The organism is Ruoffia sp. FAM 26255, assembly GCF_045528525.1.
GTDB lineage: Bacteria > Bacillota > Bacilli > Lactobacillales > Aerococcaceae > Ruoffia > Ruoffia tabacinasalis.
Genome location: NZ_JBGQQX010000007.1, coordinates 1 through 14,992, shown reverse-complemented (window position 1 = coordinate 14,992; position 14,992 = coordinate 1). Strand labels below are relative to the sequence as shown.

General features: G+C 37.8%; 10 protein-coding genes and 1 pseudogene. 1 reads left to right on the top strand and 10 read right to left on the bottom strand.

What is annotated here, in order from left to right:
* Positions 1-87 precede the first annotated feature (87 nt).
* The 10 genes from ACEN31_RS02400 to ACEN31_RS02355 all read right to left on the bottom strand — a co-directional run bounded on the left by ACEN31_RS02400 (position 88) and on the right by ACEN31_RS02355 (position 14,565).
* Positions 88-1,677 carry a bifunctional metallophosphatase/5'-nucleotidase gene (locus ACEN31_RS02400; protein ID WP_407093974.1) on the bottom strand — a complete coding sequence of 530 codons (1,590 nt, stop codon included), beginning with the start codon at positions 1,675-1,677 and terminating at the stop codon, positions 88-90.
* A 12-nt stretch (positions 1,678-1,689) separates the two neighbouring features.
* Positions 1,690-3,030: an MBL fold metallo-hydrolase gene (locus ACEN31_RS02395; protein ID WP_407093973.1), complete on the bottom strand. Its 1,341-nt coding sequence runs from the start codon at positions 3,028-3,030 to the stop codon at positions 1,690-1,692.
* Positions 3,031-3,224: 194 nt separating this feature from the next.
* Positions 3,225-4,403, bottom strand: a complete 1,179-nt coding sequence (locus tag ACEN31_RS02390) for a LysM peptidoglycan-binding domain-containing protein (protein ID WP_407093972.1) — start codon at positions 4,401-4,403, stop codon at positions 3,225-3,227.
* A 160-nt stretch (positions 4,404-4,563) separates the two neighbouring features.
* A complete protein-coding gene (pepF, locus tag ACEN31_RS02385; protein ID WP_407090299.1) occupies positions 4,564-6,372 on the bottom strand; it encodes an oligoendopeptidase F in 1,809 nt (602 codons plus the stop codon).
* A 19-nt stretch (positions 6,373-6,391) separates the two neighbouring features.
* A complete protein-coding gene (locus ACEN31_RS02380; RefSeq protein ID WP_407108525.1) occupies positions 6,392-7,585 on the bottom strand; it encodes a pyridoxal phosphate-dependent aminotransferase in 1,194 nt (397 codons plus the stop codon).
* Positions 7,582-8,070: an Lrp/AsnC family transcriptional regulator gene (locus ACEN31_RS02375; RefSeq protein ID WP_407108524.1), complete on the bottom strand. Its 489-nt coding sequence runs from the start codon at positions 8,068-8,070 to the stop codon at positions 7,582-7,584. Before ACEN31_RS02375 ends, ACEN31_RS02380 begins: the two co-directional genes overlap by 4 nt.
* Before the next feature lie 112 nt (positions 8,071-8,182).
* Positions 8,183-9,925 (bottom strand): serine hydrolase, encoded by a 1,743-nt coding sequence (locus tag ACEN31_RS02370; protein WP_197105140.1) that lies wholly within the window; start codon positions 9,923-9,925, stop codon positions 8,183-8,185.
* A 79-nt stretch (positions 9,926-10,004) separates the two neighbouring features.
* A complete protein-coding gene (locus ACEN31_RS02365) occupies positions 10,005-10,742 on the bottom strand; it encodes a hypothetical protein (RefSeq protein WP_138404577.1) in 738 nt (245 codons plus the stop codon).
* A 142-nt stretch (positions 10,743-10,884) separates the two neighbouring features.
* On the bottom strand, positions 10,885-11,616 hold the full coding sequence (locus ACEN31_RS02360) for an amino acid ABC transporter ATP-binding protein (protein ID WP_407090295.1): 732 nt from the start codon (positions 11,614-11,616) through the stop codon (positions 10,885-10,887).
* A gap of 3 nt (positions 11,617-11,619) precedes the next feature.
* The gene (locus tag ACEN31_RS02355) at positions 11,620-14,565 is read right to left on the bottom strand and encodes an ABC transporter substrate-binding protein/permease (RefSeq protein WP_407108522.1); all 2,946 of its coding nucleotides are present in this window, start codon (positions 14,563-14,565) and stop codon (positions 11,620-11,622) included.
* Between the two features lie 255 nt (positions 14,566-14,820).
* On the opposite strand from ACEN31_RS02355, the pseudogene ACEN31_RS02350 reads away from it, so the two are divergent.
* Positions 14,821-14,992 (top strand): annotated as a pseudogene (locus ACEN31_RS02350) (IS256 family transposase); the annotation flags it as partial.

The following is a 14,992-nucleotide window of genomic DNA, read 5'->3' as shown; positions in this document are numbered from 1 at the left end:
CCTCATCCTTCTCAAGTTATTTCAGTATACCAAGCTACTGTTAATTTTTTGTAAATTCTATGTAAAATAATCGTATCCTAATAATTCTCATGGGTTATTCATATCAGCGACATTTAATTTTGGTTCCCATTTAAGGTGCTGATAATTCGAATTAATATAGTCCCATTTTTCTTGAGAATATGTGCTTAGCGCATCTTTCATTAAAGTCGCGATATCAATATTTGAGATTGATTCAATTTTTTCTTTACCATACCACTTAAAGTCTCCCCCGCCGACGGCACGGTATTGAGATAAGGCCACACTGTAAGTAGCATTTTTATCCAGCATTTTTCCAGTTCGATCATCAACAATACTTGTCACTCGCTGACCAACAGGTTGTGTCATATCAACGGTTGTAGTCATTCCACTATAGACGTCAAAGTTATAATGTCTTGGTTTAGGTTCAACATATTCTGGATTCACCTGGATATTACCTTGAGCGTTTACTTCTAGGTATTGTAAGTTGAATTCCATGACTTCATATAGGTCATTACCCGTGACATTCACTTTAGCGATTAGATTATAGAAAGGATAGCTCTTTAATAAAATTTCATTCGTAATTTCACCGTGGAAATTTACAAAAGCGTCATTAACTAAAGCCACAGAACTAAAATCAGCCCCTGTTTCATCGAATTGAATTTGATTTAATAATTCAATAAATGGATGGCCATTCAGACGCGCATCAATCGGACTTGTAGTCACTTGTTCTAAAGGTGCGACACCTAATACGGTATTCAACCAATTATTTCCATCAGTAATTTCAGGTTCCATGACAGCTTTAACTGCTTGGTTAACCTCACATTGAGACGTATTATGAAGTGTACCGTTTATTCCTGAAACCTCTTGATTATCCGTTAATTCAATTTCGACTTCGGCTACAATTTCACCGGCATAGCCAGGTTGAATGACGTAAGTTTGGCCCACTTGTTGATTCAACTCGCGGTGTTGATGACCTGTTAATAAGACGTCAACCCCTTCAATACCCGCCAACATTTCAGACCCTTGGTTTTCTTTCGTTAATTCTTCTAAAGGTTCCTTAGTGACTAAATCTCGTTCGAAACCACCATGATACGCTAATATGACAACATCCACTTGGTCACGCACTATTTCAACGTAATACTTAGCGGATTCAAAGGCATCCTCAAATCGTAACCCCTCATAATGGGCGGGCAATTCCCAGTTTGGAATATAAGAAGTTGTTACTCCTACAATACCAATCTTAATGCCTTCTCGCTCAATGATATCGTAGGGTTTACCTAAAAATGGTTTGCCCGTCGCATCATCAATAATATTGCTGACAAGTAAATCCGCATTCAAATCTTCAATTATCTGGTCGCGGTAATCTTGCCCAAAGTTAAATTCATGATTCCCAATCAATTGATAGTCATAACCAATCACATTCATTGCTCGAGCAATAACTCTTCCGTCTTGACGTTCTTGACTCAAGTAGGTTGCAAAAGATGACCCTTGGATAAAATCACCTAGGTCTATCGTTAAAGTCACAGCAGCATCTTTGGCTTTTAAATTTTCAATACAAGTTGCGGTATTGAATAAAGATGCCTTAGGATTATCTGGTTGATTTAACCAATGTCCATGGGTATCGCTTGTTACAATTAATCTAATAACTTGTTGACTCACTTTATCTCTCCTCTACTTACTCAGTTCCTTCATTGAATCGATAGAATATTGCTTGTTATATTCAGGTAACCAAGTTGTAACTCCATACGTTTCAAGGGCTTCACTGTATAGTTCTGGCAATTTTGTGTGCCAAGGAACGGTGACTTTTGCGTTAATTGTGTAGGCAACCGCTAATAAATCTTCTTTAGAAGCATGTCCTGACACACCCGCATCAACCACTCGCCAACCGTTATCGTGTAAGCCACGAATATAAGTTTCATAACCTTCCATGAATGATCCTAAAGGAACACCATTTGAATGAAGTAAGATTCCTTTTGGTAGAACATATAGCTGCTCGTAAGTGAATTCATCCACTTGAAGTGCAAATTGTTCAGGGTTTTCCTGAATTTGTTGAATACTCACACCAAAGCTCGCATCTTCCGTTGCTAAAGGAGCGACATAATCTAAGTCTTTGACATATTCGAATGCTAGATTATATAGACTCGCTTGCAGTACAAATGTGCGTTTATACTCATTGAATAAATGCGCTAATTCAACCACGCGATCCACATTTTGTGGATAACCATTAAATGCTACTAATTTATCTGAGTCTTTAATTAAAGCACGTACGTCTCGCATTAAGCCAAATTCTGTGTGACTGCCTAAGCGTTCAATCAGTGGTTCTAATGCCTTATCAAGTGCAGATGGTTCAATCGTTTCGCTGAAACTATAACTTGTTCCCTCAAGTAATAAGATATCTGGTTGGAAAGCTTTTGCTTTAATCGTTGTCTCCATCACTCTTTCCGGATGGAAACCACTTAATCTCAAGTCTCCTGAGTAAATCACTTTAACATCAGGAGCTTTAATAAAGATACTTGCCGCCCCTTCCGTATCATGATCACTTAGATGAAAAGTAATTGAAAACTCACCATGTTCAATCGTCTCACCGGGTTTTACTGGTGTCCAATTTACTGGATAGTCCGGTAGAAATTCGTGCTTGTTCAACGAATGATATAAAGCAACCGCTGTCTCGGTTGCATAGACAGGAATTTCCGGATGTAAATGAGCCAAGCTCCCCACATGGTCCAAATGTAGATGTGAAATTAATACAATCGTTTTTAAGTCTGAAGCTTCATAACTTAATGTTGAATTACCTTCTAAAGCTTCTTGTCTAAATAGACCATCAATTTTAGGCAATTTGTTGTCATCATATAATGCTTGCGTATTTCTCTGATATGCTAATTCATTAATATCAACACCTACAACTGCCCCAAAATCTGTAATAATACGATAGCCATTGTACACTAGCGAGATTATATTACCGCCGATCGTATCTAAGCCCCCATGAAACTCCATAATTGTTTTGTGATTCATTCAAAATAACTCCTTTGTCTTAGCTCTAAAAATATTCTAACACTATCTCAAGTGAAAAGACAAATATAAATTTTATATATGAGAAGACGATAATTTAATGCCTATTAGTATTAATCAAGCCAACAAAAGTCTAAGAAAAAAAGCCGAAGCAACTATTTCTAGTTGTTTCGACTTTTTTTAAATATAGTTAAATTTTAGTACCAGTTATTCGCGTTGTGGTGAGCTAAAGCCGCTTGCCAGCTTCCGTAACGTGATGCAACATATCCGTTAGCTGCTGCTTCTTGACTGGCTGGTGATCTATCACCATATCCATATGTCGTGAAGTATGAATCTAACATTTGGTAAGCTCCGTAGTGGTTTCCAGATACACTATAAATATCATAGTTATGTGTACTTTCACGACGGCGGATTTCTAATTTAGCTGCTAATTCAGATTCTGATAGACCAGCATTTTCTGGCATTGAACCAAGACTTGCTGAGTAGTAGTCAATTGAACCAGAAGCTGGCTCTTCAACAACAGGTTCCTCTACCACTGGCTCTTCTTCTTCGACTACTTCCCATGGTTGAGTTTCTTCAAAAACATTTAAATCAGTTTCGTAAGTTGGTTCTTCCACTTCTTCTACGATTTCTTCTTCAACGATTTCTTCAACGACAGGAGTTTCTTCCACAACTTCAGTGGTTTCTTCTTCTAGTACAGGCTCTTCTACCACTGATTCTTCAATAATTTCTTCTTCGACTACAGGTGTTTCTTCAGCAACAACTTCTTCTGTTACTTCTTCTTCCCAAGTGACTAAGTTTTCTGGGTAAGAAACCTCTGCTGTTTCATAAGTGAATTCTGATACTTCTTCAGCTGCTTCAACTTCTTGCGTTTCAGGCGCAATCCATTCTTCAACTGTGTTTAATACTAGTCCATCTTCAGTCATTGGTTCAGTTACTTCTGGTTCTACGACTTCTTCGATAACCTCTTCTGTTTCAACTGGTTCTACTTCTTCACCAGTTTCAGTTGAGTAAGTCACTTCTTCACCTAAATCTTCATTAGCGAAAGTCACTTGATGGTGCTCTTCGTTAAAAGCTAATGTTGAACCTGCAATAATTAAGTCAGGATTTTCAAGTTGGTTTAATACTGTTACTTCTTCAACAGATAGCCCTAACGCTTCTGCGATAACTGATAAAGTATCTCCCCATTGAATTGTATATTTGCCTGTTTCAGCAATTTCTTTATTTATTGAATCGGCAACATCTACGATTGAACGCTCGGTCCAAGTCCCTGATGCTTCGTTATCACCGATGACTTGTGCTTCAGCACTATTGATCGCCATTGATGAAGCAGAAACTGCAATTGTAGCTGCCACAAGTTTTAGTGATTTTCTCATTTATGTAATACCCCTTTATATTTAAAATAATTAAATATCATTTTTGATGACTTATGATATATTAACTCAAGTTCAAATATAAAGAAAGAGCTAAAAGCCATCTGTTAATGACCCTTAACTCTTTTGTTGCATAACTCCATTTTTGTAACACAACTGTAACTTAAGCAAGCTCTTCGATTTGATCGATTAAGCCGTCAACGAATTGAATTGCTTGACGAATCGCGTCCGCATTGGTCATATCTACATCCACATTGGCTGCTAATTCAAGCGCATCTTTCGTTCCGCCTGCTGCTAAATTGTCTAACCAAGCTGACACAGCTTCTTGATCATTATCAGCAATCATCTGACCCACTTGAGTTCCAATCGTTAAACCAGCTGAATAAGTATATGAGTATAAGCCCATATAGTAATGTGGTTGGCGCATCCAAGTTAATTCAGCACCATCATTGATTTCTACAGCATCTGCCCAGAAGTTTTCTAACGTTTCTTTAAAGAACCCATTTAGACGGTTAGCATTTAATACTTCATCATTATCTACTGCTTCGTAAACTTTGCGTTGGAAATCCGCTTCTAATAAATGTGTCACCATATTATGGAAGTAAGTTCTTGTAATAAATTCCGCAATTAATGAGCGTTTCGCATCATTTTCAATCGGTTGATTTAATAAATATTGGCACATAATGACTTCGTTTGCTGTTGAAGGTGCTTCAACAAAATACAAGCTTGCTTCCGGTGTAATACTTAATTGGTTTTGATAAGTTAATTGGAAATGCCCTGCATGGCCTAACTCATGGGCTAGCACAAGCACTTCACTTAATAAACCAGTCCAGTTAAGCAGAATATAAGACGGTCCATCAGCAATCGTTGAACAGAAACCACCTGTTGATTTTGATTGGTTCATCGGGTAATCAATCCAGCGTTCTTCAAAGGCTTGCTTCACATAACTTAAATACTCATCCCCAAAGACAGATAAAGCTGACTCAATCATCTCACGACTCTCATCAATACTAATCGACATCGGTTCATCTTTAGAGAATGGCATCTTAATGTCAGCTAAAGTAACTTTATCCAACCCTTGTTCTTCTTTTAATAACTTCGCGTAACGTCTAAATACTGGCGCTAACTCCGTAGTTAAGGTATCGATAATTAAATTATAACTATCACGTGAAATTTGTTGATCGTGTAGTAAATAATCAAACACAGAATCAAAGCCACGTAAAGTTGCCATTTTCTTCTCAGTTTGAACATGGTTAATATAATTGGCAGCAACCGTATGTTGATGGTTGCTTAAGCCTTGGTGGAATGATTTCCAAGCAGCATGGCGAATTTCTTTATTCATATGCCCTTCAAAATCTTGCTCAAAACCAGCAAAGGAATTGCTGTAAGTTTCAGAACCCACTACAAAGTCTGGAAAGACCATGTCTTGGAATTTAACTGTATTATACATATCACTATGATTCATTAGTGATCCCGATAAGCTACTTAGAGTTTCCTCAATCATAGGATCTAGCATCATTGGTTTATTATATTTGATTCGATCGATAAAAGCTTTAAATCTTTGCCCTTCCTCAGTCACTAATAATTCATTTAACATCTCTTCAGATAAGTTCGCTAATTCCGATTCAAAAAATGATAAACGAACGCCAAGCCACTCACTTAATTGGCCTAATTTTAACGCATTTGCTTCATTCGTATCATCTAATTTATCTACTTCATAGGCTAAAGAACCGTATTGAAATACTTTCCCCATCCTAACATTGATATCATCAAAATCATTTAAAGCACTTAAAATCGTTCCAACATTTGTTAAGTTCCCTTTATAATCTGTATTAAAAGTTGCTACTTTTTCTTTTAAGGCTTCTATTGCTTTTTCGTACTCTGCTTGGGTTGCAAATAGTAATGATAAGTCCCAAGTCTCTTCTTTATTTAATAAATCACGTGTTGGTAGTGGTCCATTTTGTTTAGTCATAATATCCTCCATCATGTTATTAATGTGCTACTTCGCCGTACAATGCTTTCTCTCTTAATCTGTGAACGAATTGCTCTAAGCGATTAATTGCGACTTTCAGTTCTTTAATCGAATATGCATAGGAGATTCGGATGTACCCTTCTCCACTGTCCCCAAAGGCAGACCCTGGAATGACAGCCAAATGCTCTTCTAACAGTAATTGTGTCGCAAAATCTTCTGAAGACATCTGGAATTCTTGGATATTTGGGAAGATGTAAAATGCTCCTAAAGGTTCAAAGCAAGTTAAGCCAATTCGATCTAACTCTTTTAAAAGATAGCGTCGACGTTGATTGTAACTTTGGCGCATCTCTTCAACCGATGCATCCCCATTTTTCAAAGCTTCTATACCAGCGTATTGACTCAGTGTCGGTGCAGCCATAATTGTAAACTGATGAATCTTAATCATCTGTTCCATAATTGCTTTCGGCCCACAACAATAGCCTAAACGCCAACCGGTCATCGCGTAGGTTTTAGAAAAACCATTAATATAAACTGTGCGCTCTTTCATTCCTGGTACTGAAACCAATGTTACATGCGCACTTTCAGTATAGGTCAAATCATCATAAATTTCATCTGTCACTAAAAGCAAGTCATGCTGCATAATAACGCGAGCTAACGCATCAATGTCACTTTGCTCTAATATTGCACCAGTTGGATTGTTTGGAAAATTCATAATAACAATCTTCGTCTTCGGTGTAATCGCTGCTTCTAGTTCTTCCGCCGTTAAACGGAATTGATTTGCTTCTTGTAAAGCAATCGGAACGGGAACCCCGCCAGACAACTCAATACAAGGCAAGTAAGAAACATAGCCCGGTTCTAAATAAATAACTTCGTCCCCGGGACAAACCGTTGCCCGTAAAGCAATATCAATCGCTTCACTCCCACCAATCGTCACTAAAATCTCTTCTTTAGGATTATAATCTAATTGATGCTTACGACTTAGTCGCCCAGCTATTTCTTCTCGTAACTCCATCAAACCAGCATTAGCTGTATAGAATGTCCGTCCACGACTCATTGCGTCGCGCGCTTCATCACGAATATGCCACGGTGTATCGAAATCAGGTTCCCCCACTCCTAATGAAATAACATTATCCATCTCATTAGCAATATCAAAAAAGCGGCGAATTCCTGAAGGTTTTATTTTTTTGACGTGTTCATTCACGAAATCTCTCATAAAGAAACCGCCATCCTACGATCTTCATCATCATTATCAAATAATGTTCCATGATCTTTATATTTTTTCAAAATAACGTGCGTTGCTGTCGATTGAACTTCATCAATCACAGATAATTTACTTGTCACAAAACGGGCAATTTCTCGCATGGGGGCTTTCTTCAATTCAATTGAAAAATCATACCCACCTGACATTAAATACATTGCTTCAACTTCGGGAAAATTGTAAATCAAACTCGCAATCCGATCAAAGCCTTGACCGCGTTGTGGATTCACTTTCACTTCAATCATCGCTGAAACATATTCATCTTCAGTCTTATCCCAATTAATCAAAGTATGGTAGCCGATAATGACTTTTTCTTCTTCTAACTCAGTAATAATTTGTTCAACAACACTCTCTTCTATATCAAGCATTGTCGCGATTTCACTCGCCTTTAAGCGACTATTTTGTTCGATGAGTTTTAAAATATTCTCACGTTGATTCACAATATCACTCCCTTATTTTAGATGTCATCTATTATAGCAAAACGCTTTCTTAAATACGATAAAAATTATAACAAAAAAGCAAGCACCGAAACGGCACTTGCTAAAAGTGTGATTACTCCACAGTTATCCACAACTGTGATCTTAATTCATTAAAGACATTATGAACACGTAGAGATAAATTCCCTACCTGGTCTGAAATGCTGTCATAATCTCCTGGATAAGACGTGTAAACAGCTAATGAATACGCCCCATAGGGTGTGATAAATGTGGCGATATCATTTTGCTCAGTCTCTCCTAAACCAGACTTATTCCAAGACGTGGTTGAAGACGGAATATATTGGCGTAAGAAGTTATGTGTATTCATAGTCAACTTATTAATTAACATCGCATCCCATGGTTCACCATTGACTTGGTTGTTATCTAATAAGGCGAAGTAGCGCGCCGCATCATGAGGCGTAGTTGTAAAGTAAGTATCTTCACTATAATACTTCCCATTCACATACGTCTCATAAAGACCTAATTGATGGATATGCGGGTTGATAATGTATCCACCACCTACAACATCAATTAATAAGTTCGCGGCTGTATTATCACTATAAACCGTGACTAAGTTAACCAATTCATCAACCGTATACATACTTCCACTTGGCTGACCTTGAATAATCCCCGCTCCAGGCACTTTATCCCAATCCGTCATCGTCACATAAGTATCTGGTGATAATTCACCCGTCTTGTATTGATGGTAGACTTCACCAAGAACATAGATTTTCTGCGTACTTGCAGGCCAGAATTGTTGGTTATTAATATCAACTTGAGCCATCGTTTCATTATTAATAAAAGATGCCCCAACGTTAGCGTTGATCATTCCAATTTCTTCCCAGATGACTGCTTCCATCGTATCTAACAACTCACGTTCACTGTAGTAAGTTTCCACGTAATCTGTACCTGTCTCATCTTTTCGAACCCAACCTAATTCCTCATAACCAATGTAAACATGTAACCATTCTTCATCGAAAGAAGTGTACTCAGCAACAACTTCCATCGGCATATCATAGAAACCTTCTGTCGTCGTTCTCATCGTTGAGTTTTGTGTCTTAGGTGGTGCACTAAGAATCAATGAATCTGTTGCTTTATAAAGAATACTGTAATCAACAGGTTTGACCTCACTCATCTTTGTATATTCATAAGGTCTTTCAATAAAGAAGAAATCAGGTGCATCCGTAGGTACTAAATTTAATAACATATTACGGTGTTGACTTAACTCTTCAGCTTCTTCCAAACTAAAGCCAATATCTTGTTGCTTACCTTTTAGAAAGTAAAACCAACCTTCCTCAGGTATGTTATGCCACCCCGTGTATGGAGTATCATTACGATATAATAATTCTTCCCCTTCAACTGCGTACCAAGCAAAGCCGTTTAAACTCTCTTCAGACAATAAACGTTCTTGATTCACATAAGAAGTGGGTGAGACAATTGCTACATTCGGACTAAAGTAAAACCATGGAACAATCTCAGGTAACTCTTCTTCTGGAGTTAATTCCTCATCATTTTCAGCAACTTCCGTTAGAAGTGGCGTCTCAGTTCGGTTCGCTACCCCCACATTGACAACGGATGATCTTAAATCTTCAATTAATACACTGGCTTTCGGTTGAAGATGCAAAGTGTCATAGCGATGCTGTTCCACAAGTTCAGCTGGCGTAATTTCTTCAGCTTGATTGAATTCTTCACCGAGTGAATTTGCGGATTTATTTGTAAAGGGTTGCCCAATAGAGAAAAAGATGACAGCCAATACAATGACAATACCACCGGCAATGCCTCCAATTATTCCGTAACGCTTCATTTTATCTTTCTCCAATACAACCCTCCTTTCTTGTTTGCTTTAATTTTAGACATAACATTATTATATCCATTTTAATGATAAGTTCAATATTATTTTACACACGAAGTTTTGCATCAGGGTTGATTTTAAAGGTAATACGTTTACTGAAGTACTCGTAAATATCTTGTGATAGAGACATTTCTGGCATCATTTCTTTAAATGCATTATAGGAGAATCGTTCTCTTAACTCGATTTCGTCTGCCCCTTGTTGGACAACATTACGGTGAATAAATTGCTCGTAAGCTTCTTCATCTAAACGTCCACCTTGATTCTCAAAGACACGATGTGCAATCACTTTAAAGATAAAGTCTTCTTCCGCACGTTTCTCAAGTTGTTCATTAATATTTCCTTCAAGTTTTAATTGTTCACGCCCATATTGCTCTAATGGCATGTTATATTGATCGGCGTAAGCTTTCACTTGTCTTAAATAATCCGTAACATAACTGTCGCGTTCTTCACTATTTAAGATGACGTTTGAATTGTCTGCATAATATTTTAAGATGAATGGTAAAACTTCATTATAGAATTGTAACTGTGTTTGGTTACGTTGGTATACTTCCATCCCCGATTGTTTAAGTTGTTGAATTGTTTTAACCCCTGGTAAAGCTAGAGCGTCTACCATTTCGTTCGTTAATTCGTCAACCGGTTCATTGATCATCTCTTCATATTGTCTGCGCGCATGGTCAACTAATGGTTGTGCCACGGCATCCCATGAAGGTATTTCAATTGTTAATTTTTCCTCAGGAACATTTATATCTTTATAACTCATTACATTTTCAACACTGCTTTTCATATTTAATCGCTCCTTTATATCTTGATATATTGTAGTCGAGAATCGCTGAAACAACAAGCCTATTTGGATAATTCCAAGACATTTTTAAATATTTTAAGAAAATAAAAAAGGTAGCCCGAAAGCTACCTCGTTCAAATACTAATTAAACTAATACTTTGTCTAAGAATGATTTCGTACGTTCTTCTTTAGGATTACTGAATAGTACTGAAGGAAGATCTTCTTCCACTACATAGCCACCATCCATGAAGATGACACGGTCTCCAACTTCACGAGCGAATCCCATTTCGTGAGTTACAACAACCATTGTCATTCCTTGTGCCGCTAAATCTTTCATAACGTTAAGAACATCTCCAACCATCTCAGGGTCAAGTGCTGACGTTGGTTCGTCAAACAACATAATATCTGGATCCATGGCTAATGCACGCGCAATTGCCACACGTTGTTTTTGTCCACCTGATAATGAGTTTGGATATGCATCAGCTTTATCATCAAGTCCAACTTGATTTAATAAATCTAATGCTTTTTTATCTGCTTCATCTTTTGATAACACATCAAGTTCAACCGGTGCTAAAGTGATGTTTTCTTTAACACTTAAATGGGGGAATAAGTTAAAGTGTTGGAATACCATTCCGATATTTTTACGAACAGAGTTAATATCTGTATCTTTTGCACTGATATTCACACCATTAACATTCACTTCACCGCCGTTGATTTCTTCTAAGCGGTTTAGGCAACGAAGTAATGTTGATTTACCTGAACCCGAAGGGCCGATAATACAAACAACTTCTCCTGAGTTTACATGCAAATCAATGCCTTTTAAAACTTCATTACTACCAAAGCTTTTCTTTAATCCTTTTACTTTTACCTCTGCCATTGGTTACACATCCTTTTCTAGTCTATTAGAAATCTTAGTTAAGATTGTAATCAAGATAATGTACATTAATCCAACGATTAACCACATTGCTCCTGATTGATAAGTACGAGCAATAATAATTCGACCTGTTTGAGTTAATTCTACTAAACCAATTACTGATAGAATTGATGTATCTTTCAGTGTAATAACAAACTGGTTAATGAATGAAGGGATCATAATTCTGAACGCTTGCGGTAAGATAATTCGTCTCATTGTCTTACCTTTGTTCAACCCTAAACTTCGTGCCGCTTCATCTTGTCCGACATCAACCGCATTAATACCACCACGTACAATTTCAGCAATATAAGCCGCTGCGTTTATACTTAAGGTAGTAATCCCGGCTGCTACCGCTCCGAATGTCCAACCTGTTAATTGTGGAATACCGAAGTATACGAAGAATGATAATACGATCATCGGCGTACCACGCATCAAGTCAATATACACTTGAGCAATGAATGATAAGATAATATTACCAGACGTGCGCATTAAACCAATGATAATACCAATAACGGCTGCAATTGCAAATGACACTAATGTAATCCATAAAGTTGTCCATAATCCGTTAAGTAAAGCACGACCATTTTGTTCGATTAAACCGAAGAAACCACTTGAAGAAGATTCTTCTTCTAATTCTTCCTCACCTAAGTAGTTCGATATTATTGTATCATACTCACCAGAGGCTTGAATATTACTTAGTCCTTGATTGAATAAAGCAACTAATTCTGGGTTCTGACCTTCAGAAACTGCGAATCCATAATCAGTTACTTCCATTTGTTCACCAATAAAGCGTAATGGAATACCCCCTGTTTGAGCCGCATAAGCCATTACTGGGTAGTCTTCAATAACTGCAACAGAGTTTCCTGCTTGTAAATCTTCATACATATTGACTGAATCTTCAAATGTTGAAATCGTAAAGCCGTATTCGTCAGCCACTGACTCAGCTGCTGCCATTCCTGTTGTACCAGTCTTAACAGCAACGTTTTGACCTTCTAAATCTTCTAATGACTCAACGTCACTATCTTCTAAGACTGCGAATTGAACTCCCGCTTCATAATATGGGTTTGAGAAATCAAACGACTCTTCACGTTCTTCCGTGATCCCCATACCAGCAATCATTCCATCAATTTGACCCGCCTCAACAGCTTGTAAAGCCGCGTTAAATCCTAATGGACGAATCTCATAATTAAAGCCTTGATCTGCAGCGATGGCTGCAAGTAAATCCATATCAATACCAACGTATTCGCCGTCATCTCCAACGAACTCGAATGGTGCAAATGTTGTATCTGTACCAATCACATAAGTACGATCCGGATCAGCCACAACTTCTTCAGCTTCTTCTGAACCCTCTTCCCCTTCGGAACTTGGGTCTGCATTCGCCATGTCTGTATCGCCTAAATGCGTATTAACAATTTCATCAAATTCACCTGACTCACGAACATTTGAGAGTCCCGCATTAAACATTTCAATTAATTCTGGATTCTCACCTGTCTGAACAGCGAATCCATAATCTGTTACTTCCATTTGTTCGCTGATAAAGCGTAATGGAATACCCCCTGTTTGAGCTGCATAAGCCATCACTGGGTAATCTTCAATCACTGCGTCAGAATTTCCTGCTTGTAAGTCTTCATACATATTGACTGAATCTTCAAATGTTGAGATTGTGAAGCCGTATTCGTCAGCCACTGACTCAGCTGCTGCCATACCCGTTGTACCGGTCTTAACTGCAACATTTTGACCTTCTAAGTCTTCTAATGATTCAATATCGCTGTCTTCTAAAACCGCAAATTGAACTCCCGCTTCAAAGTATGGTTCTGAGAAGTCAAAAGATTCTTGTCGCTCTTCAGTAATCCCCATACCAGCAATCATACCATCAATTTGACCCGCCTCAACAGCTTGTAAAGCCGCATTGAAACCAAGTGGTCTGATCTCATATTCAAAACCTTGATCTGCAGCGATTGCTTCTAATAAGTCCATATCGATACCAACGAAATCACCATTCTCATCTTGGTATTCAAATGGTGCGAACGTAGTATCTGTACCAATTATATAAGTTCGATCTGGATCAGCGACAACTGCTGCTTCTGATTCTTGTGAACTTTCCTCTTCTTCAGAATCTGATTCTGATTCAGCTAAATCAATCTCACCTAAATGTGTATCAATAATTTCATCAAACTCACCAGATTCACGGACACTTTCTAACCCCGCATTGAACATTTCAATTAATTCTGGATTCTCACCTGTTTGAACAGCGAAGCCATAATCGGTTATTTCCATTTGTTCGCCGATAAAGCGTAATGGAATACCACCTGTTTGTGCTGCATAAGCCATCACTGGGTAATCCTCAATGACTGCGACAGAATTTCCTGCCTGTAAGTCTTCATACATGTTAACTGAATCTTCAAAGGTTGAAATCGTAAAGCCGTATTCATCAGCCACTGATTCAGCTGCTGCCATACCGGTTGTACCGGTCTTAACGGCAACATTTTCTCCTTCTAAATCTTCTAACGATTCAATATCGCTATCTTCTAAAACAGCGAATTGCACTCCTGCTTCATAGTACGGATCTGAGAAGTCAAAAGATTCTTGTCGCTCTTCTGTAATTCCCATACCTGCAATCATACCATCAACTTGTCCACTCTCTACAGCCTGTAAAGCTGCATTGAATCCTAGTGGTCTTATCTCATATTCAAAACCTTGATCTTCAGCGATTGCTTCCAATAGGTCCATATCAATCCCAACAAAGTCACCATTCTCATCTTGATACTCAAATGGGGCAAATGTTGTATCTGTAGCAATAATGTAAGGCTCATTATCCTCTTGTGCCTGCACAACCGTATTCATTACCGGTGCACCGACAAGTACGGTTAACATTACAACTAAACTCATAGATAACCATCTAAAAAACTTCATGTTTCACTCCAACTTTCCTTGAATTTTAATAATTGTAGAAACTTTTCTCATATTATTCTAACAATACTTATTATACGCGAAAACACCCCTCTTTCGCAACTTACATATATCATTATATGTGAATAAATCTAACATAAATCGATAGAATAACACTATAATCCGAGAGTGTAAAATATCTTGTGTAAATAGAAAAAAGGAAGCCCCTTCTGTAGAATAGAGTTACCACACTACATTCACAGAAAAGAGGACTTCCCTATGAACAATCTTACTACAGATATCTTACAGACTCTAGCCACAAAAGGTGATTTAAACGAATGTTTTCGTTCTCATCTAGAATTGGCCGTAAATACACTCTTAAGAACGGAATTGACCGTCTTTTTAGATTATGAGAAGTATGAGCGGATTGGTTTCCATTCAGGTAACTCTC

Excerpts from the sequence above, each read along its gene's own strand:
- ACEN31_RS02395 (WP_407093973.1), bottom strand. The coding sequence starts at position 3,030 with ATGAATCACAAAACAATTATGGAGTTTCATGGGGGCTTAGATACGATC.
- ACEN31_RS02390 (WP_407093972.1), bottom strand. The coding sequence starts at position 4,403 with ATGAGAAAATCACTAAAACTTGTGGCAGCTACAATTGCAGTTTCTGCT.
- pepF (WP_407090299.1), bottom strand. The coding sequence starts at position 6,372 with ATGACTAAACAAAATGGACCACTACCAACACGTGATTTATTAAATAAA.
- ACEN31_RS02380 (WP_407108525.1), bottom strand. The coding sequence starts at position 7,585 with ATGAGAGATTTCGTGAATGAACACGTCAAAAAAATAAAACCTTCAGGA.
- ACEN31_RS02365 (WP_138404577.1), bottom strand. The coding sequence starts at position 10,742 with ATGAAAAGCAGTGTTGAAAATGTAATGAGTTATAAAGATATAAATGTT.
- ACEN31_RS02360 (WP_407090295.1), bottom strand. The coding sequence starts at position 11,616 with ATGGCAGAGGTAAAAGTAAAAGGATTAAAGAAAAGCTTTGGTAGTAAT.
- ACEN31_RS02355 (WP_407108522.1), bottom strand. The coding sequence starts at position 14,565 with ATGAAGTTTTTTAGATGGTTATCTATGAGTTTAGTTGTAATGTTAACC.